This window comes from Rathayibacter sp. VKM Ac-2760 (assembly GCF_009834185.1).
Taxonomy (GTDB): domain Bacteria; phylum Actinomycetota; class Actinomycetes; order Actinomycetales; family Microbacteriaceae; genus Rathayibacter.
On sequence record NZ_CP047173.1, the window covers coordinates 742,096 to 764,805 of the forward strand.

The following is a 22,710-nucleotide window of genomic DNA, read 5'->3' on the forward strand; positions in this document are numbered from 1 at the left end:
GGGCTGCATCACCGCCGCCGGCGCTGCGAGCGCGGGTGGCCGAGGAGAGGGACGACGGATGAGTGGAACGGAACGGCCGGGGCGGGCCGGTCATCGCAGGGGGAGAGCCGTCCGGCTGCTCGCGGGAACGGGGGTCGGCGTCACCGTGCTCGGCGGGCTGCTCGGTGCGGGGGCGGCCGCACCGCCCGCTCGAGCGGCGGCGCCACCCGACGGCGCGGCGGCGGGAGCGCCGCACCGGACGATCGAGAACACGCTGCTGCACGGCGGGTCCACCAACGCCGGCGCGACGACGGTCTCGGCCTGGCTGCAGAAGGGCGAGCGGCTCAGTGCCGACCTGCATCCGCTGAAGGGCGGCTCGGGCACGGGAGGGGGCGAGAGCGAAGGAGGCACCGCCTCGATCCTCGCGCCGGACGGCTCGGTGCTCGACACCCAGGTCTTCCCGCGCGGGGCTCCGCCGTCGGTCGCGGCGGGAGGCGACTTCGTCGCGGCCGAGACCGGGGTCTTCCGGGTGAGCGTGAGCGACGACGACGTGACAGCGCCGGTGAACCTGGTCTGGGACATCGGCGTCACCGGGGCATCGGGCGCTCCGATCGCCGGCCGGGTTTGGTCGACCTCCTACGCGATCCAGTCCGGGGCGCGGATTCCCGTCGACCTCGGTCGAGCACCCGTGCGCCGATGAGCCCGCGGCCAGCTGCGCCGAGGTGTCCGTCCCTCCGGTCGGTCTCGTGCCGACGGCCCTCGCCGTCACCGGTGCGGCGGCGGGCCCGGTCGGGCCGGCGGCAGCCGTGCTCCTGCTGACGGGCGGCGGTCTGCTCGCGGGCCGGCGCCTGCGCAGTCGGCGCACTGCGACTCGGGCCGAGCGCTGACTCTTCTCTCCCCACCTCCTGGAAGGCACGAACGATGACCCATCCCCGCGACGAGCTCCCGCTGCGGATCACCGAGCGCTTCGCCCTCCCCGATGGTCGGGTCGGGGTCAGCGCCTGGTCGGCGAGCGATCCGGAGCAGCTCGAGCAGCAGCTGCGCACCCGCACCGGCCGGGCGGACCCGGAGCGCGAGCCTGGCCGGCGCCTGCACCTCGTCCGCCCGCCGGTCGTGCGCATCGAGGAGCGGATCGACGGCGTCCTGCAGCCGGTCGACCCGCTCCAGCGCGCGGTGGTCGACCTCCGCTGGCGGACAGCCCTGACCCGCTCGCGCCGACCGGCCCGGCTGCGCCGACTCGTCGGCCCGCAGGACCTCCCCACGACCGAGCCCCCGTCGGACGTCGCCCGGTGGATCGAGCGGCGCCCGGCGGGGGAGGGCCCGGCCGAGGAGGAGGCGGCTCCGATCAGCCCTTGACCGCTCCGGAGGTCATGCCCGCGACGATCTGGCGGTTGAAGAAGATGTACATCACCAGCGGCGGGATCGTGATGAGCAGCACGAACCGAGGGAAGCAAGAGCGAGAGAGGTCTGAGTGATCATTGCCTGTTCCGCAATCGGAGTGACTGCGAGCCTGCCCCCGCCCGTCCTGCTCCACGAGAACCACCACCGGCCCACGCCACCAGAAGGCGCCACCCATCGCGCCACTCGCCAGTGTCCAGGGACATATAAGTATGGTGACGGTGTCACTCGAGCGGCGTCCACGCAGCGAGACTCATCGCCGCGCTACCCGGGGGGAAGAAGCTCATGAAACTTCGGAAGTTCCTCGCCGCGACAGCGGTCGCAGGCGTTCTCACGATCGGTTTCGCCGGCCCGGGATACGCGGCGACCAGCTCGCTGACAGCGACTGGCGCGGGAGATCCTGTCGCTTCGTCGGACTCGACGGTCCAGGAGCTCGAAGCCCTGGCGAAGACTCAGCCTGCGGCTGAGGTCTGGAAGATCGTGGCGTCGGGTGTTCCCGCGGAAGTCCTCTTCGACCCGAAGACCGACGAGTATCTGGCTGCCATCACAACCGAACCACTCTTCTCGACGTCGGCGATCTCTGCCGTCGGTCCGGGCTGCTCGACGACCTCGGCATGCGCCTACAAGGACGGGAAGACCCCCTACGGCTACGCCGGATCGGGCTCACTGGAGATCGACGTGACCGATGTCACCAAGATCCGCGGCGGAGACCGCCTCACCACGTTCTGGTCAGGGAACACCGGCTACTACGCCAACGCGAACGTGACGGTGAACCTCACCAGCGCCGTCGATCTGACGAAGGTGACGAGGGGCCGATGACGACCTCACGCTGCGTATCACGGAGCGCTTCGCCCTCCCGGATGTCCGGGTCGGGCTGAACGCCCGGTCGGCCCGCGATTCGGAGCAGCTCGAGCAGCTCCTGCGCACCCGAGCGGGGCGGGCCGACCCTGACCGCGAGCCGGGTTGGCGGCTGCACCGACCCCTCGTGCGGATCGAGGAGTGGCGCTGGAGAGGCCCGCCGGTGGAGAGGGCGGCTCCGATCAGCCCTTGACCGCTCCGGAGGTCATGCCCGCGACGATCTGGCGGTTGAAGAAGATGTACATCACCAGCGGCGGGATCGTGATGAGCAGCACGTCCATGAAGAGCAGGTTCCACGACGAGACCGACTGCGAGGAGAAGTTGTAGAGCGTGAGCTGCACGGTCGCGTTGTCGTCGCCCGGGAGGAAGTACAGGGCGTAGGTGAAGTCGTTGAACACCGTCACGGCCTGGACGACGATCACGGTCACGATCACCGGCTTCAGTAGCGGCAGCACCACGGTGAAGAAGAGGCGGAAGGGGCCGGCGCCGTCGATGGTCGCCGCCTCGTCCAGCTCGCGGGGGATCGTCGAGACGAAGGCGCGGAACAGGAGGATGCAGAAGGAGAGTCCGAAGGCGACGTGCACGGCGATCAGGCCGGGCAGGGTCTTGAAGAGCTCGAGGCCCTGCAGCACCCAGATGGTCGGGACGACGGCGGGCGGGATGATCAGGCCGGCGAGGACGAAGCCGTTGACGAGCGGGTTCCACTTCGAGCGGCGGCGCTGGAGCACGTAGCCGACCATCGCCGCGAGGACGACCATCACGGTGACCGAGACGATCGTGAGGATCGCACTGTTCGCGAACGCCCGCAGCAGCACGAAGTTCCGGGCCGAGATCACCTCCTGGAGGTTCTCGAAGAAGAGCCACTGGGTGGGGAGCGTGAAGCCCAGCAGCGACGACTCCTGCTGCGTCTTCGCGGCGGTGAGCACGATGAAGAGGAAGGGGACGATGAAGACGATGACGGCGAGGACGATCGCGACGATGCCTCCGCCGTAGCGCCAGGTCCGGGAGCCGCGGCCGACGCCGCGCTGGCGCACCTTCGCGCGCAGCGGGTCGTCCTGGAGCGGGGTCGGCGAGAGCGGGGCGGGCGTGAGCGGAGTGGTGGTCACAGCTCCTTGTCCTTCCGGTTGAGCCAGGCCGAGAGCGGGAAGATCAGCGCTGCGACGACGAGGAAGAGGATGACGTTGCCGGCGGTCGAGAGACCGTAGAAGCCCGCCTGGTACTGCTTGTAGATGACGGAGGCGACCACGTCGCTGGTGAAGCCCGGGCCGCCCTTGGTCATCGCCCAGATCAGGTCGAACGAGCGCAGCCCGCCGATCAGCGAGAGGAGGATGACCGTCACGGTCGCGGGACGCAGTAGCGGCAGCGTGATGTGCCGGAAGTTGTGCCAGGCGCCGGCGCCGTCGACGCGGGCGGCCTCGAAGTAGTCCTGCGGGATCGCGACGATGCCGGCGATGTAGATGAGCGTCGCGAGTCCGACGCCCTTCCAGACGTCGACGAGCGCGACCGAGAAGAGCGCCCACTGCGGGTCGGTGAGCCAGCCCGGGCCGGCGACGCCGATCGTCGCGAGGCCCTGGTTGATCAGTCCGTCGAAGGGGTCGAGCAGCACCTTGAAGGTGATGCCGATGCCGATCGTCGACACCAGCACGGGGAAGAACACGACGCTGCGGAGGAAGCCGCGGCCGATGATCTGCGAGCTCAGCAGCACGCCGAGGGCCATGCCGAGCACGATCTTGAGGCCCGAGGTGATCGCCGCGTAGATGAAGGTGTTGACGAAGCCGGTCGTCAGCGCCGGGTCCTGGAAGAACTCGACGAAGTTCTCGAAGCCGATGAAGGTCGAATCGAACAGCGTCCAGCGGGTGAGGGAGAAGTAGAGGGAGGCGACCGTCGGGACCAGGAAGAGGACCACGTAGAAGACGCCGGCCGGCAGGTAGAACCACGTCGGGTACGGGCTCTTCATCGCCTTGCGCCGCTTCGGCGGCTCGGGGGAGCGGGAGGGGTCGGAGCGCCGTGCCGGGCGCTTCTCCATCGTTGCGGTCATCAGATCTCCGTCGATCGGCCGGGGGAGGGGTGGGAGGGCGGTGCGCCCGGGGGAAGGGGCCGTGAGCGGAGGGAGTGCCTCCGCTCACGACCCCCGAGGCTCACCAGCCGTCGAGGCCGAGCTGCTTGGCCTGCTTCGTGACGTCGTCGTCGTACTGCTGAGCACCCTCCGCGGCGGGCGTGATGCCCGAGCCGACGGCGACGGTGATCTGCTCCAGCGCCGGTCCCTTGATCGGGGAGAGGAACTCGAGCGCGAGGCCCGTGTCACCGCTGTCGAAGTAGGGCTGCATGTCCGAGACGAGCGCGGGTACGTCGTCGGGCAGGGTGCAGCCGTCGATCACGAAGGGACCCTGGGGTGCCGCGATCTCGCTCTGGATGTCGCAGCTCTCGGGAGTGACCAGGAACGCCATCAGCTTCTTGGCGCTCTCGAGCTTCGCGCCCTCGGTCGACTTGGGGACGTAGACCGCGTTGGGCTGCCAGACGGTCAGCGGGTTGGAGTCGGCGGACTCGCCGGGCAGCGGGAACAGGCCGACCTTGTCGAGCGAGTCGGGGTAGTTCTGGATCAGCGGGCCGGCCGCGAAGGTCAGCATCGGGTACTGCGCACCCTCGCCGGTCGCGACCATGCGGACGCCGTCGTCGTAGGTGGCGGAGGCGTAGTCCTCGTTCACCAGGCCCGACTCCGCCACCTGCTGCAGGTGCTCGAAGCCGGCCAGGGCGGGCTCGTCCACGTACTTGGCGTCGTTGGCGGTGTACTGCTCCGCCCACTCCGGGTCCTGCGCGAGGACGTTGGCGAAGTCGCCGAGCACGAAGAGCTGCGAGGTCCAGGTGTCGCCGTAGGTCTGGATGATCGGCGCGACGTCGCCGGCGGCCTTGATCGCCTCGCTGTTCGCGATGAACTCGTCCCAGGTCTTCGGCACGGTCAGGCCGAGCGAGCTGTAGACGTCCTTGTTGTAGAGGACGGCGCCGCCCATCGCCTGGCCGAGCGGGATGCCGTAGAGGTCCGAGTCGGTCGACACGACGGTGCGGAAGCCCTCGTCGAGCGAGTCGACCCAGGCCTCGTCCGAGAGCGGCGCGAGGTTCTGGTCGGGGTTGAGCGCCTGGAAGAGCGAGCCGGAGTTGTAGGCGAAGACGTCGTTCATCTCGCCGGTCGCGAGGCGCGTCTTGACGAGGTTGTCGCCCTCGCTGCCCTGCGGGCGGGTCTCGATGTCGAGGGTGATGCCCTCGTTCTCCTCCTCGAACTTCGACTTCAGCGCGTCCCAGAGCTCGACGGTCGCGGTCTGGTTGTCGATGAGCACGCTGAGCGTGGCGCCGTCGGCGGAATCGCCGCCACCGCCTCCGGTGCTGCAGCCGGTGAGCGCGAGAGCGAGAGCCGCTCCTCCTGCGCCGAGGGCGAGCACTGCTCGCCGGTTCTGTCGGGTCGACATCACTACCTCCATGTAGGGACAACTTCTTCGTTGCGGGGGTGCCCGGGGGCTGTCGTCCTGCTGCCGGACCGTTCGGAAGGCCGGGCTGCGGGGCGACGCAGGGAGAACCTACGTCCGCGCCGTGAAACGTGTCAACGAAAATGCGCAAATCCGTGGATCGATCTACACAATCGCAAGTGAACCGTTACAGTGGCGTTCGCGGCGGCCCCGATCGGAGCCCCGATCACGGCTGCACGGCAGCAGCGACACCGCGAGGAGGCGATGATGAGCTCGATCGACACCGGACACCGGGGTCCCGCCACCATCCAGGACGTCGCCCTGCACGCCGGCGTCTCCCGCGCCGCGGTCTCGAAGGTCATCCGCAACGCCTACGGCGTCAGCGCGTCGATGCGGGAGCGCGTCACCGCCGCGATCGACGAGCTCGACTACCGGCCGAGCGTCGCGGCGCGCGCCATGCGCGGCGCCAGCTTCACCCTCGGCGTCGAGGTGCCCTCGCTCGACAACGCCTTCTTCAACCGGATCGTGACCGGCGCGAGCACCGCCCTGGAGGGGACCCGCTACCAGCTGGTGGTGGCGCCGGTGCAGAGCGACTTCGGCGACGACGGGCTGCGCGCCATCGAGGCGCTGGTCGACCGCCAGGTCGACGGGCTCATCGCCGTCTCGCCCGTGGTCAGCCACGCCTGGCTCGAGCGGCAGTCGACGCGGATCCCGATCGTCATGCTCGGGCGGCACGACGCGTCCGTCGGCTACGACACCGTCACCAACGACGACGTCGCCGGCACGGATCTCCTGATGGACCACCTCTTCGCCCTCGGGCACCGCCGCATCGTGCACCTCACCGAGAGCAGCCAGGTCACCCACCGGCTCGCGGAGGCGCCGCACTTCGTCCGGCGCGTCCGCTACGAGGAGCGGATGCGCGAGGCCGGCCTCGAGAGCGAGACGCACATCGTGCACGTCGACGCGGAGCGCAGCGACGCCCGGGTCCGCTCGCTCGAGCTGTTCCGCTCGCCCGACCGGCCCACGGCCCTCTTCGCGGGCAACGACTCGCTCGCGCTCGGCGCGCTCTGGGCCCGGAGCGACGCCGGACTCGACCCCGCCGAGCTGTCGATCGTCGGCTACGACGACATCGAGATCGCGGCCCACCCGGGTGTCTCCCTGACGACGATCGATCAGCACGGCGAGACGCTCGGCGCCCGCTCGGTCGAGCTGCTGCTCCAGCGCATCGCCGGCCGGACCGAGGCCGTGCACTTCGAGGTCGACCCGGTGCTCCGGGTCCGCGCGTCCTCGGCGCCGCTCCGGACTCCGCCACTCCGGACCCCCGCGCTCCCGACCCCCGCACTCGCCGCAGACCCCGCCACCCACTCTCACCACCCCGACCACTCCTGACAGAAGGACGATGATGACCGACTGGACCGCCCGCTTCACGGCGCCCGCCGCCGCCCTGGACGCCGCCCCCCTGCTCCGCCGCGAGACCGCCCTCGAGACCGGGCACGGCGACGTCGTCTCCGCGACCCTCGCCCTCTCGGCGCTGGGCATCGTCGAGGCCTGGATCGACGGCGAGCCCGTCTCGGACGAGCTCTTCACCCCGGGCTGGACGAGCTACGAGTGGCGCCTGCGCTACTCGGAGCACGACGTCACGAGCCTGATCTCCGGCGACAGCGTCGTCCTCGCGCTCGCGCTGGGCGACGGCTGGTACCGCGGCCGCCTGACCTGGGGCGAGGGCGCCGAGCCCTACGGCACCGAGATCGCCGGCTTCGCCGAGCTGCGGATCACCTTCGCCGACGGCGCCGAGCAGGTCGTCGCGACCGACGACTCCTGGCGCGCCGCGACCGGATCGACGACCGCCGACAGCATCTACGACGGTCAGGACATCGACGCCCGCCTCGAGCCGCAGGGCTGGAGGAGCGCCGGCTTCGACGACTCCGCCTGGACCGCGACCCGCGAGATCGACGTCGACCTCTCGATGCTCGAGCCCTACATCGCGCCGCCCGTGCGCCGTCTGCGCGAGGTCGCGCCGCAGAAGGTCTGGACGAGCCCCTCCGGCCGCACCCTCGTCGACTTCGGCGAGAACCTCGTCGGCTGGCTGCGCGTCGAGGTCACCGGCCCCGAGGGGAGCACGGTCACGCTCCGGCACGCCGAGGTCCTCGAGAACGACGAGCTGGGCGTGCGCCCTCTGCGCGCGGCGGAGGCGACCGACCGCTTCACCCTCTCCGGCGGCGCGGACGTGTTCGAGCCGACCCTCACCTTCCACGGCTTCCGCTACGCCGAGGTCGAGGGCTGGCCCGGAGACATCGCCGACGGTGCCCTCACCGCGGTCGTCGTCTCCAGCGACCTGCGCCGGATCGGCACCTTCCGCAGCTCCGACGACCTCGTCAACCAGCTGCACGACAACGTCTACCGCGGCATGGTCGGCAACTTCCTCGACGTGCCGACCGACTGCCCGCAGCGCGACGAGCGCCTGGGCTGGACCGGCGACATCGCCGCCTTCGCCTCGACCGCCGTCTATCTCGCCGACTCCAAGGACTTCCTCCGCGACTGGCTGCGCGACCTGGCGCTGGAGCAGGAGCACCACGCCGGCGCCGTCCCGTTCGTCGTCCCGGACGTGCTGAAGCGCCGCACCGCGGAGATCGAGTTCCCGCCGATGGACTCCACCGCGCTCTGGAGCGACGCCGCGGCCTGGGTGCCGTGGGCGGTCTGGGAGGCGTACGGCGACCCGGTCGTGCTCGAGGAGTCGTTCGCGTCGATGGCCTCGCACGCCCGCCGCGTGCGCTCGAAGCTGTCGGACTCGGGAGTCTGGGACACCGGCTTCCAGTTCGGCGACTGGCTCGACCCCGACGCGGCGCCCGACAAGCCGGCCGACGCGAAGGCCGACACCGGCGTCGTCGCCACGGCCTGCGCCTACCGCACGGCGCGCATCGTCGCCGAGAGCGCCGCCGTGCTCGGCCGCACCGAGGACGAGCGGGAGTTCGCCGACATGGCGGACGGGCTGCGTGCGGCGTTCCGCGCGAAGTACGTCGCCGACCAGCGCGTCTTCAGCGACTGCACCACGGTCTACTCGCTCGCGATCGTCTTCGGCCTGCTCGACGACGACGAGCTCGGCTGGGCCGGCGACCGCCTCGCCGAGCTGGTCGCCGAGAGCGGCTACACGATCTCGACCGGCTTCGCGGGCACGCCGTTCATCACCGACGCGCTGTCCTCGACCGGGCACATCGACGCCGCGTACCGCCTGCTCCTGCAGCGCGAGTGCCCGTCCTGGCTGTACCCGGTGACGATGGGCGCGACGACCGTCTGGGAGCGCTGGGACTCGATGCTGCCCGACGGCAGCATCAACCCGGGCGAGATGACCTCGTTCAACCACTACGCGCTCGGCGCCGTCGCCGACTGGCTGCACCGCGTGGTCGGCGGCCTCGCCCCGCTGGAGCCCGGCTACTCCCGCCTCCTGGTCGCGCCGCAGCCCGGCACCGACCTCGACTGGGCCGAGTCCACGCTGGAGACCCCGCACGGCCTCGCGTCGGTCCGCTGGGACCGCCGCGGCGACGCGATCGAGCTGGCCGTCACCGTGCCGGACGGAGCGACCGCCGTCGTCCGCACGGCCGGCACCGAGGATCGCGAGCTCGCCTCGGGCGCGCACACGCTGACCCTCTGAGCGCGGAGGGCCCGACGCTTCCGTGCGTCGGGCCCCTCTCTCTCAGACCTCCGCGATGTGGTCCCGGACGAGGGAGCCGAACCGCCCTCTCGGAACGGGGGAACCGCGGAGCATCAACTTGAGCCCCGGTGATCCGGCGATGCGCCGGAGCGCCAGCGCCGCATCGCGCCGGGCCCCGGTCTGCGCACCGTCGCCGATCCTCCACCCGCCGATGTCCTCGGCACGGTGCGCATCTCTGATCTCCATCAGGTTGTAGATGTCGACGAGGTCCTTCTGGGCGCGGCGCGACTCGTAGGCGAGTGCTTTGACGATCAGCGCTCGCTCGACGCCGGGGACCCGAGTCGAGAACGTGAGAAGCGTCGTGTCGAGCAGGACTGCCGTCACGCCGAGTTCGGGGTGTAGCCGAGCCCGGTCAGCGCGTCGTGGAGCGTCCCTCGGGCGGCGACGAGGGGGGACACCGCGGCATCCGCATCGGCGGTCCGGCGCACGATCAGTCCTGAACTCGGGTACGCACCGCAGAGAAGTGCGACCATCTGCCCGCCGACGATGCAGGCGTCCTCGAGGCCGGCGATCGCGAGTGATGCGTCCTCCAAGGCATGGAGGGCGGCATCGTCGGCTTCGGACGTGGAGGGAAGGTCGACCGACGTCATCGCAGCCACGCCAGCTCCTCGTCGAGGAGGCGATCGACGGCTTCGTCCGCATCGGAACCGCCGCTCTGCCTCAGATCCCAGGCGGCGATGAGCGGGTCGACCGTCCTCCCGGACGGATACCATGCGGCCGCCGTCGCCCAGATGGTCCGGTCCGCCGGAACGACGACCCGCAGCGTGGCTTCCGGGGAATCCGTCTCCGCGAAGCCTGCCGACTCCAGCGGAAGGCTGCTCTCCGCGTACAGGACGGCGAAGGTGGGGATCCTCCAGGGGGCGAGCGCATCGGCGGCGCTGTCGCCGGAGAGCAGTGCCCTCCGGCCCGTCTTCGACGCGCGTTCGGCCTGTTCGGTCACGGGGCGACTCGAGTACCAGAGCTGCGAGAGGCCGCCTGCGCCCGGGTAGTCCGCGAGGAATCGGTCGAGGAGTGAGCGGGGGTCGCGCGCGATCCATCCTCGGGTGGTCTTCTCCGCCAGGCCCGAGTCGGCTGCGAGCAGCTTCGAGACGGTCACCTGCGAGACGCCGCACTCGCGCGCCAGCTCCGTCTGGAACCGAGGCTCGGGTGTCCTGGTCAGCACTCGCTGGAGCGCGAAGAGCGCGGAGGACACCCGCCGGTGTCCGCCGCTCGGCTGTCGATCCTCCGCTGCCGGCGTCAGCTCTTCTCCACGAAGGATGACGGCTCCGTCGGTGGTGCCGAAGAGCGCCACTCGAGGATCTGCGAGCGCGACACGTCGGCTGATGCTGTTGATCCGGGGGGTCACGAATCCGATCGTCGTTCCTGCTGCCGCTGCCGCCACCTGCTGGCGCATTTCGCCGGCGGTGGGGGGACGGGACACGAAGACGAGGCGCACGTCGATCGGCACTCCGGAGGGAGGGGTGATCTGCACGTCACGCGGGCTGAGGATGCGCGCAGCCGCTCCAGCGTCCGAGAGCAGCTCCTGGAGCGGTACCGCAGTGCTGGCTCGGGTCATGGGAGCAGTTTATAACCGTCTGAACGTATTCGTTCAGAAGGTTATATCTGGTGATTCGCTGAGTGACTTCCGGCGCGACGGTCGGGTCACGCTGCGACGGCGTCCTCCAGGGGATCGGTGGGCTCGTCGGGCTCGAAGGTGTCCGGCTCGGCGAGGACCGAGACCGGCGCGAGAGGGGCCTGCGCCGCGGGGTCCGACTCGTTCTGCGCCGGCGCCGCGACCTCGGCCAGGCGCGCGCGCTCGACCGCCGCGATCAGCACGGCGAAGGCGACCTCGAGGGTGTCGGTGTCGCGCAGCAGGACGCGCTCGCCGCTCGGGCCGTCGAGGCGGACGGTGCGGAAGACGGGGTGCGGGAGGTCCGCCGCGAGGGTGATCAGGCCGACGACGACGCCGGTGCGGCGGGCGCGCGCGACCCAGCGGTTGGAGTGGGTGCGGAGAAGGATCATGACCGGGACCGTCCTTGCGGCTGGTGGGGCGGTGGGGGAGTGAGTGGATCCTCTCCGAGCTTCCTGCACGGGTGCCCTCGCGCGCCTGTACTTGACACGAGAGAGTTCGAGCATCGGCGCGGTCAGCGCACCCGCCCCCGCGCCCCCGCCGCCGCTCGGAGTGCCGCGACGAACTCCGGAACGACGGGGTTCGCGGTCGCCCGCACGAGCACGCCGATCTCGCGGACGGCCCGCGGATCGTCGATCGGGATCTCGCGCACCCCGTCGTCGGTCGACGACGGACTCGGCGGCAGGATCGTCAGCCCGAGGCCTGCCGCCGCGAGCCCGCGGGCGGCCCGGTAGTCGCCGACCTCGAAGGCCGGCTCGGGGTCGCGCCCCTCGAACGACAGCAGGCGCCGGGCCGACTCGTGCAGGCCGTAGCCGGGCGACAGCATGATCAGGTCGAGGCCGCGCAGGTCGTCGACCGTGACGGAGCGGCGGCCGGCGAGCGGGTGCCGGTCGTCGACGACCGCGAGCAGCGGCTCCGTGTAGAGCGTGGTCGTGGTGGTGCCGGGCAGCTCGGGCGGGTCGGCCACGATCGCCAGCTCCGACTCCCCGTCGGCCACCGCCCGCAGGCACAGCGCGCGCGAGCCGTGGCGGAGGCCGAAGCCGACCCGCGGCCAGCGGCGGCGGAAGCGGCGGATCACGTCGGGCACGAAGGTCTCGCCGAGCAGCGTCTGGAAGGCGATCGCGATGCGCCCGTCCTCGAGGTCGCGCGCCCGCTGCACCTCCATCAGCCCCGCGCGGATCAGCGCCATGCCGTCCTGCGCGACGTCGGCCAGCCGCGCACCCGCCTCCGTCAGCACCACGCCGCGGCCCTCGCGGCGGACGAGCGGCGCCCCGACCAGCTCCGAGAGGCGCGCGAGCGCGCGGCTCGCGGTGGGCTGCGGCACCCCGAGCTCGGCGGCCGCGGCCGTGACGCTTCCGGTCTGCGCGACGGCGACGAGGGTCGGCAGGAGGCGGAGGATCGCGGGCCAGTCATCCATGCTCTCAGCGTATGCGTCAGTGGTCGAACGGCATTGGTCATGCGCTCAGCGCAGTCCTACCCTCGAAGCATGAGCAGCAGCGTCCGCACCGCAGCCGGCGCTCCTCCCGTCTCGCAGCGGCGGATGACGCTCGCCCTCCTCGCCGCCGGTCTCGCCACCTTCGCCGAGCTCTACGCCGTCCAGGGCGTGCTCCCGCAGTTCTCCCGCGAGTGGGGGATCTCCGCCTCCGACGCCGCGCTGACCGTCTCCGCCGCGACCGTCGGGCTCGCGCTGATGGTGCTGCCGTGGGCGTCGATCGCAGAGCGGATCGGGCGGCTGGAGTCGATGCGGATCGCGGTGCTCTCCTCCGTGGTGCTCGCGCTGCTCGCCTGCGTCGCGCCGTCGTTCGAGGTGCTGCTCGTGCTGCGCTTCCTCAGCGGCGCGGCACTCGGCGCGGTGCCGGCGCTCGCCGTGGCGGCGATCCACGACCGGGTCGGCGGAGCGGGCGCGACCGCCGCCGCCGCGGCCTACGTCTCCGGGACGACGCTCGGCGGAGCCGCGGGCCGGCTGCTCGCGGGCCCGCTCGCCGCGGTGGTCGGCTGGCGCGGCGCTCTGCTCGCCGTCACGATCGTCTGCGCGCTCGCGGCCGTCGCGTTCGTCCTCCTCGCGCCGCGCGGCGGGGGCGTGCGGGCGCCGCGGGAGCCGGGCGGCTGGCACGGCAAGATCGCGCGGGTCCTCCGCGACCCCGTCCTGCTCGCCGTCGCCGCGCAGACGTTCTTCGTCGTCGGGGTGTTCGTCGCCGTCTACAACTACCTGGCGTTCCGGCTCGAGGCCGCGCCGTTCGCCCTGCCGCCGGCGCTCGTCTCGCTGCTGTTCGTCACCTACCTGGCCGGCACGGCCACCTCGCGGCTCGCCGGCGTCTGGGCGCCGCGCCTCGGCCCGCGGGTGGTGATGCGGATCGGCGTCGCGGCGATGATCCTCGGCCTGCTGGCGATGCTGTCCGACGCGATCGTCGTCGTCGTCGCCGGACTCGTCCTCTTCTCGGCCGGCTTCTTCGCGGTGCACGCGACGGGCGCCGCCTGGACCGGCGCGCGGGCGGACGCCGCCCTGCGCGGCCACGCTGGCGCGGTCTACACGATCGCCTTCTACGTCGGCTCCGGAGTCGGCGGCTGGCTGCTCGGCTTCGTCGTCGAGGCGGGCGGCTGGGGCGCGCTGACCGGCGTGATGATCGCCCTGCTGCTCGTCGGCGCCGGCTGCGTGAGCCTGCCGAGCCGCGCGAGCGTCGCCGCCGCCCGCTGACCCGGGTTCCGCCGCTCCCCGCGGGTCTGCGACAGGATGGGGGTTCGCGCACGGAGTGGGGGACTTCATGACCGACAGCACCCGGACGGACCCGCGGTTCCATCCCGCCTATCAGCGCGGGTACCAGCGACAGGGGGCGCCGACCCTCGAGGCGGCCCCGGCGGAGGAGCGGTTCCGCCGCCCGCGCGGAGGCGAAGCGGCGCAGGGGCGGCGCCGCTCGACGGCGGCGGAGGCTCCGGCACTGCCGACTGCCTTCGCGGGGGTCGAGTCGGACGTCGGGCAGGCGCCGGTCGACGACGTCGCGACGGAGGCCGGGCCGGCGGTGCCCCGCCGGCCGTCCGCGCTGGATCGGCGCGTCCCGCTCGCGCTCGCCGTGCTGGGCGCGCTCTTCCTGGTGTCGGGACTGGGCCTGCTCTGGACCGCGACCTCGTCGATGTACGGGGGCATCGGGGTCGAGCAGACCGAGTTCGATCGGTTCGTCAGCGCGATCACCAACTACCTGGCCGGCCCGGCCGTCACGATCGGGCTGCTCTCGATCGGCGCGGCGATCGCCGTGCGGGCGGCACGCTCGTGACCGGGCGCGGCGGCTGGTGGCCGCTGCTCCTGGGCTACACCGCCCTGCTCTGGGCGCTGGCGCTCGGGGCCTGCTGGGTCTCGGCGGTGCAGCCGGGCGAGTGGAGCTACACGGAAGGCGACGACGTCCCGCTGGCCGCGATCGTGTCGAGTCTGCTGTGGCCCGTCGCGACGGCACTCGGCACCGCGACCTTCGCGATGACCGCCGCGACCCTCGCGATCGGACTCGTCCGCGTCGGCCGGGGCCCGGCCGCCGCTGACGGCGACCTGCAGGAGGACGTCGACCTCGACGAGGGCGTCGTCGTCGAGCTGCTGCCCGCGGGAGGCGCCGGGCGCCGCTCCTGACGCCGCGGCCTCGCTCCTCGCCGGGCCGTGCGACAGGATGAAGGGGCGAGCGCACGAGGCGGGAGGCGGTCATGGCCGACAGCACCAGGACGGATCCGCGGCACCACGCCGCCTATCAGCGCGGCTATCAGGGTCCGGCGCCCGAGGCGCGAGACCGGGACGAGGCGTCGTTCCGGCGTCCGCGGCGGGCCGGTGGTCGTGCGGTGCGCGCGGAGGCGGAGCTGCCGTCCGCCGCGCTCGAGCCGGCCGAGCCGGCCGATGAGGCGCCGTCGGGCAGCGCGGAGCCGGTGGACACCCCGCGGCCGGACGTGCCGGCCGCTCGCCGCCCGATCGACCGCCGGGTCCCGATCACGCTCGCGGTCGCCGGCGTCGTGCTCGTGCCGATCGGTCTCGCCGCGCTGTGGTGGTCGACGCTCGCCTCGTACACGACCACCGTCGTCTACGAGCGGCTGGAGCCGGAGCAGTACCTCTGGATGCTGCTCGGCTTCGCCGCGGCGCCCGCGCTGACCATCGGCCTGATCGCGCTCGCCGCCGCGGTCGTGCTGCAGGCGGTGCGGCGGTCCCGCGGATGAGCGGCGCCCGGGTCTGGTGGATCGGCGCCGTCCTCCTCGATCTCGTCCTCTGGGCAGCGCTGCTCGTGATTCCGGCGATCATCCTGCAGCTGCCGAACCAGTGGCAGGGCGATTCTCCGACCGCTCCGATCGAGATCGTCGTCCGCACGACGCTGGCGCAGGCGGCCGGACCGCTGGCGACGGCGGCGATCGGACTGCTCGTCGTGCTGCTGGTCGCGGCGGCGCAGCACCGGCGGGTGCGGGCGGAGGCGCCGGACAGCGAGGACGCCCTCGACGGCTGGGTCGAGGGCGAGCTCGTCGAGCGCTGACGGAGTGGGACGCCTGCAGGGCGGGTCTCGATACGCCGCTCCGCGGCTACTCGACCAGCAAGGGGAGCGGCGGGATGCCTGTTGATCGAGTAGCGCCCGGAGGGCGCGTACCGAGATCCGCTGTCTGGCGGGGGTCGGGTCTCGATGCGACGCTTCGCGGCTACTCGACCAGCAAGGCGTGGCTGCTGCGATCCGCCCTACTTCGCCAGGGCTCCGAAGCGGAAGAGGTACGTCGCGTCGAGGGTGTCCTCGATGCCGGTGACTCCCGAGGCCGCGACGACCGTCTCGCGGCCCTGGAGCAGCGGGATGATCGGGGCGTCCACGGCGGTCTGCGCCTGGATCTGCTCGATCGCGGTGGCGCGCGCGGCCGGGTCGGTGGCGGTGGCCTCCGTGTCGATGAGCGCGTCGACCGCGGGGTTCGAGTAGCCGTTCGCGACCGAGGCGCCGGTGGTCGAGTAGGCCGAGCGGAGGAAGTTGTCCGGGTCCGGGTAGTCCGGGAAGAAGCCGAGCTGGTAGGCCGGGTAGCCGGCGTCCGGCGAGAGCTGCTTCACGTAGCTGGTCCACTCGGTCGACTGCAGGTCGACGGCGAACAGGCCGGTCGACTCCAGCTGCGACTTGATCAGCGCGTACTCCTGGTCGGAGTCGGGGCCGTAGTGGTCCGAGGTGTACTGCAGCGGCAGGGTCACGGGAGTGGAGACGCCCGCGGCGGCGAGGATCGACGCGGCCTCGTCCGCATCCGGGGTCGCGCCGTACGCGTCGGCGAAGGCCTGCGTCGCGCCGGTCTGCCCGTCGAGCACCACGGAGTAGGCGGGCGTGTAGGTGCCGCGGTAGACCTGCTCCGACAGCTCGTCGCGGTCGACGAGGGAGGCGACGGCCTGGCGGATCGCGAGCTTCTGCTCGGGGGAGTCGCCGGGCTGGGTGTTCACGTTGAAGGTGAGGAAGCGCACCGAGCCGCCGGGGCCGTCGACGACCTGGAGGTCGGAGTTCCCGCGCAGGTCCTCGACGTCGGTCGCGGTGAGCGAGCGGTACGCCACGTCCACGGCGCCGTTCTCCACGTCGAGGCGCAGGTTGGTCGACGAGGTGTAGGGCTTGAGCACGACGTCCGCGGTCTTCGGCGCGGGGCTCGAGGTCGACTCGTTCGCGGCGAGCTGCAGCAGGCCGCCGGCCTCGTAGTTCTGCACGGAGTACGGCCCGGAGCCGATCACGTCGGCGTCCTCGAGCAGCGCGTCCGCGGGGAACACGTCCTCGTCGACGATCGGCCCGGCCATGCTCGAGAGCACGTACGGCCAGGTCTGGTCGTTCGGCACCGCGAGGGTGAAGACGACGTCGTCGCCGTCCTGCGCGACCGACTCCATGTTCGCGAGCAGCGGTGAGGGGCCGTTGTCCGCCGCGATGTCGACGACGCGCTGGAAGGAGAAGACGACGTCCGACGCGGTCAGCTCGTCGCCGTTCGAGAAGGTCAGGCCGGGCGCGATCGAGCAGCGGTAGGTGGTCGCGTCGTCGAAGCCGCACTCCTCGGCGGCCTCGGGGACGGGTGTGGTCGAGCCGTCCGCGTAGCTCAGGAGGTGCTGGTAGATCTGGTTCTGCGGCGTGAAGCTGCCGCGGTCCCAGGCGCCGGCCGGGTCGAGCGAGACGATCGAGTCGGTCGTGCCGATCACGAGGCGGCCGGATGCGGCGTCACCGGTGTCCGAGCCGCCCGCGGAGGGCGAGCAGCCGGCGAGGGCGACGGCGGTGCCGAGTGCGGCGAGGGCGCCGAGGGCGCGGAGTGTCTGCATGCTGCTGCTTTCGTCGGGGGCGTGCGGAGGAGTACGGGGGTCTGCGGGGTCCGGCGGGCCTAGCGCGTCGCGAGCCGGAAGCGGTCGAGCGCGTCGGCGCCGTCGACCAGGTCGGCCAGCAGCTCGCCGAGCACGGGCCCGAACTTGAAGCCGTGGCCCGAGAAGCCGGTCGCGAGCGTGACGCGGCCGACGCGGTCGAGCACGAAGTCCTCCGTCGGCGTGATGTCGTAGAGGCAGGAGATCGGGTCGGCGCTCGCCGCGTCGACGCCCGGCAGCCAGTCGGCGACGTACTCGACGAGCCGGGCGAGCCGCTCGGGCTCGGCGCGGAAGTCGCGGTGGTCCGGATCGACGACGCGGCCGGTGCCGTGCTCGCCGACCTTGACGCCGACGCCGGGCGTCGCGAGGCCGTAGATCGTCGGCAGCTCGCCGCGGTGGTGCACGAAGCTCGGCCAGGCGTCCAGCGGCAGGTCGGTCGTGAAGTGCGCGGGCTGCTCCTGCGTGATCCGCAGCGGCGGGAGCGAGCGGCCGGCCGCGGCGACCAGCCCGTCGACGAGTCCCGGGGTCCACGAGCCGCCGGCGACGACGACCGCGTCGGCGAGCAGCGGGCCCTCGTCGGTGACGACGCGGACGCCGCCCTCGCGCTCCTCGATCGAGCGCACGCCGGTGCTCGCGCGGACGACGGCCCCGTGCGACTCGGCGGAGGCGAGCAGCGCCTCGATCGCGGCGGCGGCGTCGAGCCGGCCGCCCTCCGGGTGCAGCAGCACGTCGGTCTCGAAGCGCAGGCCGGGCCAGCGGCGGGCGGCCTCGGCGGCGTCGAGGCGCTCGACCGGGATGCCGTCGCGGGTGAAGGCCTCCTCGATCGCGAGCAGGGCGGAGGCGTCGCCGTGGTCGATCGCACCGGTCGCGGTGAAGAGGCTCCGGCCCGACTCGGCCTCGAGTCGCGCCCACTCGGCGGCGGCCCGGCCGGTCAGGGCGCGGTAGTCGTCCTCCGCGTAGCCGCGGCGGAAGATGCGGGTCTCGCCGTGCGAGGAGCCGCGGTCGTGGCCCCGCTCGAACCGCTCGAAGAGCAGCACCCGGTCGCCGCGCTCGGCGAGCGAGCGGGCGGCGGCGGCGCCGACCAGTCCCGCGCCGACGACGACGACGTCGCGGTCGCTCACCGTCCGGACTCCGCGTCGACCAGGCGCCGGGCGGGCATGGCCGCGCGCACGGCGGCCTCGTCGGCGAACTCCCGCGCGGCGAAGCGCGACGGGGCGTAGCGGGCGGCGTCGCCGAGGGTCGAGCGGCCGGTGAGGACCAGCTCGGCGACGAGACGACCGAGACCGGGCCCGTGCGTCACTCCGGATTCGTTGTCGCCGGCCGCGACGAAGAGGCCGGGCAGCTCGGGGATCTGGCCGGCGAGGAAGCGCCGGTCGGCGGTGTACGAGACGACGCCCTGGGTCCACTCCGCCTGGCGGAGCGCGTCGGCGGCCGCGGGGATCAGCCGGGAGAGCAGGGGAGTGAGGTGCGCGTCCATCGCCTCGACGAGGTCGGTGCGCTGCGGGCGCCGGTCGGCGGCGGACTCGCCGAGCGGCTCGTAGCCGACGCCGTTGCCGTAGGTGAGTCCGCCGAGGTGCTCGCGGACCCAGAGACCGCCGAGCTCGGGCAGCATCAGCGTCGGCAGGTGCGGGAGGCCGAAGGGCGCGGTGGTGAGGCGGCTCGCGACGACGCGGGCGAAGGGGAGCCGGCGGCCGAGCGGGGCGAGCAGCTCGTTGGTCCAGGAGCCCGCCGCGAGCACGATGCTGTCGCCGCGGAAGGTGCGGCCGTCGGCGGAGCGGACGCCGCTCGCCCGGCCGCCGGTGGCGAGCACCTCGGTGACGGGTGCGTGCTCGACGACCTCGACTCCGGCCGCGCGGGCGACCGCGACGAGGGCGAGCGCCGCGTCGGGGGCGCTGATCTGGATCCCGTCGGGCTGCAGGAAGCCGCCGGTGACGGCCGCCGCGTCGAGACCCGGGACGAGCTCGGCCGCCTCGCTCGGCGAGAGCTCGCGCGAGCCCTCCGGCCGCAGCGGGTGCTCGGCGAGCGGACCGAGGTGGTCGCGGACGCCGGCCTCGGTGACGGCGAGCCAGGCGCTGCCCGTCTCGCGGAGGAGGATGTCGCCGCCGCGGTCGGGATCGACGGCGAGGGCGCGGTAGAAGTCGAGGCCGTACTGCTCGAGGTCGCGCTCGGACTCGTTCCAGTACCAGGCGTAGCCCGCGGCCCAGAGTCCGACGAAGCCAGCGCCGGCCGCCGTGGTGCCGCGCGCCGCGTCACCCGACTCGACCAGCGTGACCCGGGCGCCCCCGCGCGCGAGGTGCAGCGCGGTGGCGGCTCCGAAGAGACCGGCTCCGACGACGACGACATCCCTACTCATACTCGGTATCCAACCAGCGGTCCCTCGCCTGGTCGAATCCGATGACCCCCCGAGTCCCTCCCCTCCCGCGAGATGCCACTTGTGCGCACTTCTCACGGCGTGTCGCGCGCACAAGTGGCATCTCGCGGGGCGCGACGGGGGGTTCGGTAGGGTCGGGGGACGTCGAGAGGAGGGGCCTGTGGCCCGCACGCCGGACACCCGCGTCACGCTCGACGTCGTCGCGGCGCACGCCGGCGTCTCGAAGGCGACCGCCTCGAAGGTGCTGAACGGGCGGCCCGGCGCGTCGGCGGCGACGCGCTCCCGGGTCGAGCAGTCCCTCCGCGAGCTCGGCTACAGCCCGAGCACCCGCGCGCCGCGCGTGGGCGGCGGCGTCACCGTCGTCTTCGACACCCTGCTCAGCGTCTACTCGCTGCGCGTGCTCGAGGGCGTGGTCGGCGGCGCGCAGAGCGAGCGCGTCGACGTCACGACCGGCGTCCTCGCGCCGAGCGGCTCCGCCGACGAGTCGCTGCGCTTCGACGCCGCGTTCGTCCGCTCCGTCGCGGCCAAGGGGCACCTCGGGATCCTCGCCGTCACCACCGCGATCGACGCCGAGATCGTCGCGGCCGCCGCCGAGGCCGGGCTGCCGCTCGTCGCGGTCGACCCGCCGAACCCGCTCGACCCCGCCGTCGTGAGCATCGGCTCGAACCACTGGGTGGGCGGTCAGCAGTCCACCGAGCACCTCGTCTCGCTCGGGCACCGGAGGATCGCCTTCGTCGGCGGCGACGCCCGCAATCCCGGGCTGCGCGCCCGCTACGGCGGCTACCGCGAGGCGCTCGCCGCCGCGGGCCTGCCGGAGGACCCGGCTCTCGTCTCCGAGGAGGGGATGGGGTCGGCCGAGCACGTGGTTCCGGCGCTCCTGGCACGGGACGATCCGCCGACCGCCGTGGTCGCGACCAACGACATCGACGGCCTGCAGACGATCCGCGCCGCGATCGCGGCCGGCCTCCGCGTCCCCGAGGACCTGAGCGTGATGGGCTACGACGACACCTTCGCCGCGCTGCCGACCGCCGTCCTGCTCTCGACCGTGCACACGCCCATGCACGACCTCGGCCGTCTCGGCCTCGAGACCCTGGTCCGGATGCACGACGGCGTCCCGCCCCTCTCGCACCGCATCGAGCTGGCCACCAGCCTCGTCCTCCGCGAGTCGACGGCCCCGCCGCGGGCCTGACGTCGCTCGGCCGGGTCAGGCCGAGGCGCCCCGCGAGGCGCGCCGCACGCCGAGGAGCACGACCAGGCGGAGGAAGCCGACCAGGCCCGTGCCGAGCAGCGCCGCGAAGAGGAGGAGCACGCCGACGCCGGCGACCCAGGTGGTGTCGCCGCTCGCGTCCTGCACGAGGAACTCGAGGCAGAACAGTGCGAGGCCGGCGTAGGCGAGGACGAGCACGACGATCGTGCCGGGCCGCCGCAGGCGCTGCCGCGGGGTGCGCCAGAGCGCGGGCGGCTCGAGCCAGCGGCGCAGCAGGCGGACGACCAGCGTGCCGACGATGCCGACGAGACCCGCGCCGATCAGGACGACGCCGGCCGAGCCGAGCGCGGTGGTGTCGAGGCCGGCGAGGGAGAGGCCGATCCCGATTCCGGTCAGCACGGCGCCGAGCACGCCCGCCGCCATCGCCGCCCACATGCCGAAGCCTCCGCGCAGGACGCTCTCGCGCTCGGGGCGGGGCTCGAGGGGCGCGTCGACCACGCGCTGCGCAGCGGGAGGAGCGGCGGTCGGGACGGCCGGCCCGCCCCAGGCGGGCGCGTCGCCGGTCGTCTCGACCACGTTCTCGCGCACCGGGATGTAGCGCAGCTGCGCGTCGATCCGCACCTCCGGCCGACCGCGCACGATCGCGGTCGCGCTCACCGGGACTCCGCGGGAGAGGAGGACGGGGGCGAGCAGCAGCGAGCCCGACGGGTCGATCGACCACTCCGGGGTCTGCGGCGGGGCGCCGTACCACTCGGCGGCGGTGGCGCCGGTGAGGGCGAACACGATCGGCCGGTCGTTCACGAAGGTGGTGGCAGGGAGGTCGCTGCGGCCGAGGTTGCGGATCGTCGCGGTCACCCGCCACCAGTCGTCGCCTGCGTGCGAGAGGCGCACGTCGATGTCGACCAGCGAGGCCGGCTTCGCGCGGCGCTGCCCGATGACGACGGCGACCACGGCGGCGGCCGCGACGATGAGGCCGCCGAGCAGGCCGACGACTCCGAGAACGATCTCCATGGGGTCAGTCAACCATCCGGGCGGGGCGGGCGGCCGGGGGTGCGGGCGGGGTGGATCTCGATACGCGCGCGGTGCGCGCTACTCGATCAGCAAGGAGGAGCGCGGTGCGCGCTACTCGATCAGCAAGATACGCGCGCGTTGCGCGGTACTCGATCAGCAAGGACGAGCGCTGTGCGCGCTACTCGATCAGCGGGGGAGCGGACCTCGGCGACGGTGCCTGGTCGGCCGCTCCATGCTGGTCGAGTAGCCGCCTCCGGCGGCGTATCGAGACCCAGCACCGTCGGACATCCGGGAGCGAGCCTCCTCCCCAGCCCCCTCTTCGACCGCGCTCTCCCCGATCAGCCCGCGGAGCCGGTCCGGTGTCGGTGGTCCCTGATTCAATACTCGTATGACAGGCAACGAATCGGACGACGCGGCACCCGCCGACGTGCGCGGGCGAGGCGACCGCGCCGCGGCCTTCGCCCGAGCCGCCGCGCCGCTGCGCCTCGCCGAGGCGGAGGAGCTCTACGCCGGCTACCTCGAGGCCCTCGCCGATTCGGACGCGTACGCCCGCGGGGCGACCCGCAGCGAGACCCGCGATCTCGTCGAGCGCTCGATCCGTGCCGAGTTCGCGGTCGCGGAGGGTCTGCCCGAGCAGACCGTCTCCCGCCGCCTCGAGAACGCGCAGCTGCTCTTCGAGCACCTGCCGCTGACTCGGGCGCTGCTCGCGCAGGCGCGCCTGCACTGGGAGGAAGGGGAGGCCGTCTGCGGCGACCGCGGGAAGCCTCCCCGAGTCCTCCCGCGCCGCTCTCGATGAGCGCGTCGCG

The 22,710-nt window shown here is 72.8% G+C and carries 25 protein-coding genes and 1 pseudogene; 13 read left to right on the plus strand and 13 right to left on the minus strand.

Annotated features, from left to right (window positions below; all coding sequences use genetic code 11):
- Positions 1-58: 58 nt before the first annotated feature.
- Genes GSU72_RS03320 through GSU72_RS03330 form a run of 3 tightly spaced genes read left to right on the plus strand, consistent with a single transcriptional unit; the run spans position 59 to position 1,335 of the window.
- Positions 59-679: a hypothetical protein gene (locus tag GSU72_RS03320; protein WP_159983696.1), complete on the plus strand. Its 621-nt coding sequence runs from the start codon at positions 59-61 to the stop codon at positions 677-679.
- 22 nt (positions 680-701) lie between these two features.
- Positions 702-866: a hypothetical protein gene (locus GSU72_RS03325; protein ID WP_159983698.1), complete on the plus strand. Its 165-nt coding sequence runs from the start codon at positions 702-704 to the stop codon at positions 864-866.
- A gap of 34 nt (positions 867-900) precedes the next feature.
- Positions 901-1,335 carry a hypothetical protein gene (locus GSU72_RS03330; RefSeq protein ID WP_159983700.1) on the plus strand — a complete coding sequence of 145 codons (435 nt, stop codon included), beginning with the start codon at positions 901-903 and terminating at the stop codon, positions 1,333-1,335.
- Here GSU72_RS03330 and GSU72_RS03335 read toward each other — a convergent pair.
- Positions 1,325-1,417 (minus strand): annotated as a pseudogene (locus GSU72_RS03335) (carbohydrate ABC transporter permease); the annotation flags it as partial. The gene GSU72_RS03330 and the pseudogene GSU72_RS03335 sit on opposite strands and share 11 nt — an antisense overlap.
- A gap of 245 nt (positions 1,418-1,662) precedes the next feature.
- On the opposite strand from GSU72_RS03335, the gene GSU72_RS03340 reads away from it, so the two are divergent.
- A complete protein-coding gene (locus tag GSU72_RS03340) occupies positions 1,663-2,196 on the plus strand; it encodes a hypothetical protein (protein ID WP_159983702.1) in 534 nt (177 codons plus the stop codon).
- A 221-nt stretch (positions 2,197-2,417) separates the two neighbouring features.
- Here the strand turns inward: GSU72_RS03340 and GSU72_RS03345 are convergent, their stop codons facing one another.
- The 3 genes from GSU72_RS03345 to GSU72_RS03355 all read right to left on the minus strand — a co-directional run bounded on the left by GSU72_RS03345 (position 2,418) and on the right by GSU72_RS03355 (position 5,696).
- Positions 2,418-3,269, minus strand: coding sequence for a carbohydrate ABC transporter permease (locus GSU72_RS03345; RefSeq protein ID WP_159986614.1), 852 nt, complete (start codon positions 3,267-3,269; stop codon positions 2,418-2,420).
- 68 nt (positions 3,270-3,337) lie between these two features.
- The gene (locus tag GSU72_RS03350) at positions 3,338-4,273 is read right to left on the minus strand and encodes a sugar ABC transporter permease (protein WP_159983704.1); all 936 of its coding nucleotides are present in this window, start codon (positions 4,271-4,273) and stop codon (positions 3,338-3,340) included.
- A gap of 100 nt (positions 4,274-4,373) precedes the next feature.
- On the minus strand, positions 4,374-5,696 hold the full coding sequence (locus tag GSU72_RS03355; RefSeq protein WP_244255952.1) for an extracellular solute-binding protein: 1,323 nt from the start codon (positions 5,694-5,696) through the stop codon (positions 4,374-4,376).
- Between the two features lie 264 nt (positions 5,697-5,960).
- Between GSU72_RS03355 and GSU72_RS03360 the strand changes: the two genes are divergently transcribed.
- Together GSU72_RS03360 and GSU72_RS03365 are read left to right on the plus strand one after the other, a co-directional pair.
- Entirely contained in the window at positions 5,961-7,082 is a 1,122-nt protein-coding gene (locus GSU72_RS03360) for a LacI family DNA-binding transcriptional regulator (protein WP_159983708.1), read from the plus strand.
- 13 nt (positions 7,083-7,095) lie between these two features.
- Positions 7,096-9,342 (plus strand): alpha-L-rhamnosidase, encoded by a 2,247-nt coding sequence (locus GSU72_RS03365; RefSeq protein ID WP_208545139.1) that lies wholly within the window; start codon positions 7,096-7,098, stop codon positions 9,340-9,342.
- Positions 9,343-9,384: 42 nt separating this feature from the next.
- Here GSU72_RS03365 and GSU72_RS03370 read toward each other — a convergent pair whose 3' ends face one another.
- From GSU72_RS03370 to GSU72_RS03390, 5 genes are all read right to left on the minus strand, one after another.
- Positions 9,385-9,726: a hypothetical protein gene (locus GSU72_RS03370; protein ID WP_159983712.1), complete on the minus strand. Its 342-nt coding sequence runs from the start codon at positions 9,724-9,726 to the stop codon at positions 9,385-9,387.
- Entirely contained in the window at positions 9,723-10,001 is a 279-nt protein-coding gene (locus GSU72_RS03375) for a hypothetical protein (RefSeq protein ID WP_159983714.1), read from the minus strand. The genes GSU72_RS03370 and GSU72_RS03375 overlap by 4 nt, the downstream gene beginning before the upstream one ends.
- Positions 9,989-10,342 carry a hypothetical protein gene (locus GSU72_RS03380; protein ID WP_159983716.1) on the minus strand — a complete coding sequence of 118 codons (354 nt, stop codon included), beginning with the start codon at positions 10,340-10,342 and terminating at the stop codon, positions 9,989-9,991. The genes GSU72_RS03375 and GSU72_RS03380 overlap by 13 nt, the downstream gene beginning before the upstream one ends.
- A gap of 701 nt (positions 10,343-11,043) precedes the next feature.
- Positions 11,044-11,403 carry a hypothetical protein gene (locus GSU72_RS03385; RefSeq protein ID WP_159983718.1) on the minus strand — a complete coding sequence of 120 codons (360 nt, stop codon included), beginning with the start codon at positions 11,401-11,403 and terminating at the stop codon, positions 11,044-11,046.
- Between the two features lie 122 nt (positions 11,404-11,525).
- Complete coding sequence (locus tag GSU72_RS03390; RefSeq protein ID WP_159983720.1) at positions 11,526-12,428, minus strand: LysR family transcriptional regulator; 903 nt, start codon at positions 12,426-12,428, stop codon at positions 11,526-11,528.
- Positions 12,429-12,497: 69 nt separating this feature from the next.
- Between GSU72_RS03390 and GSU72_RS03395 the strand changes: the two genes are divergently transcribed.
- The 5 genes from GSU72_RS03395 (at position 12,498) to GSU72_RS03415 (ending at position 15,504) form a co-directional block, all read left to right on the plus strand.
- Complete coding sequence (locus GSU72_RS03395; protein WP_159983722.1) at positions 12,498-13,706, plus strand: MFS transporter; 1,209 nt, start codon at positions 12,498-12,500, stop codon at positions 13,704-13,706.
- A gap of 67 nt (positions 13,707-13,773) precedes the next feature.
- The gene (locus GSU72_RS03400; RefSeq protein WP_159983724.1) at positions 13,774-14,280 is read left to right on the plus strand and encodes a hypothetical protein; all 507 of its coding nucleotides are present in this window, start codon (positions 13,774-13,776) and stop codon (positions 14,278-14,280) included.
- The gene (locus GSU72_RS03405; protein ID WP_159983727.1) at positions 14,277-14,624 is read left to right on the plus strand and encodes a hypothetical protein; all 348 of its coding nucleotides are present in this window, start codon (positions 14,277-14,279) and stop codon (positions 14,622-14,624) included. The genes GSU72_RS03400 and GSU72_RS03405 overlap by 4 nt, the downstream gene beginning before the upstream one ends.
- A 71-nt stretch (positions 14,625-14,695) precedes the next feature.
- Positions 14,696-15,196: a hypothetical protein gene (locus GSU72_RS03410; RefSeq protein ID WP_159983729.1), complete on the plus strand. Its 501-nt coding sequence runs from the start codon at positions 14,696-14,698 to the stop codon at positions 15,194-15,196.
- Complete coding sequence (locus GSU72_RS03415; RefSeq protein ID WP_159983731.1) at positions 15,193-15,504, plus strand: hypothetical protein; 312 nt, start codon at positions 15,193-15,195, stop codon at positions 15,502-15,504. The genes GSU72_RS03410 and GSU72_RS03415 overlap by 4 nt, the downstream gene beginning before the upstream one ends.
- A 197-nt stretch (positions 15,505-15,701) precedes the next feature.
- Here the strand turns inward: GSU72_RS03415 and GSU72_RS03420 are convergent, their stop codons facing one another.
- The 3 genes from GSU72_RS03420 to GSU72_RS03430 are packed head-to-tail and all read right to left on the minus strand — an operon-like array spanning position 15,702 to position 19,668.
- Positions 15,702-17,279, minus strand: a complete 1,578-nt coding sequence (locus GSU72_RS03420) for an ABC transporter substrate-binding protein (protein WP_159983733.1) — start codon at positions 17,277-17,279, stop codon at positions 15,702-15,704.
- Positions 17,280-17,338: 59 nt separating this feature from the next.
- Positions 17,339-18,436, minus strand: a complete 1,098-nt coding sequence (locus GSU72_RS03425; protein ID WP_159983735.1) for an FAD-dependent oxidoreductase — start codon at positions 18,434-18,436, stop codon at positions 17,339-17,341.
- Complete coding sequence (locus tag GSU72_RS03430) at positions 18,433-19,668, minus strand: FAD-binding oxidoreductase (protein WP_159983737.1); 1,236 nt, start codon at positions 19,666-19,668, stop codon at positions 18,433-18,435. The genes GSU72_RS03425 and GSU72_RS03430 overlap by 4 nt, the downstream gene beginning before the upstream one ends.
- Positions 19,669-19,846: 178 nt before the next feature.
- On the opposite strand from GSU72_RS03430, the gene GSU72_RS03435 reads away from it, so the two are divergent.
- Positions 19,847-20,875 carry a substrate-binding domain-containing protein gene (locus tag GSU72_RS03435; protein ID WP_159983739.1) on the plus strand — a complete coding sequence of 343 codons (1,029 nt, stop codon included), beginning with the start codon at positions 19,847-19,849 and terminating at the stop codon, positions 20,873-20,875.
- A 15-nt stretch (positions 20,876-20,890) separates the two neighbouring features.
- Here GSU72_RS03435 and GSU72_RS03440 read toward each other — a convergent pair whose 3' ends face one another.
- On the minus strand, positions 20,891-21,904 hold the full coding sequence (locus GSU72_RS03440) for a hypothetical protein (protein ID WP_159983741.1): 1,014 nt from the start codon (positions 21,902-21,904) through the stop codon (positions 20,891-20,893).
- A gap of 388 nt (positions 21,905-22,292) precedes the next feature.
- Here GSU72_RS03440 and GSU72_RS03445 point away from each other — a divergent pair, with 388 nt between their 5' ends.
- Positions 22,293-22,700, plus strand: a complete 408-nt coding sequence (locus tag GSU72_RS03445) for a hypothetical protein (RefSeq protein ID WP_159983743.1) — start codon at positions 22,293-22,295, stop codon at positions 22,698-22,700.
- The last annotated feature ends 10 nt before the right edge of the window (positions 22,701-22,710 follow it).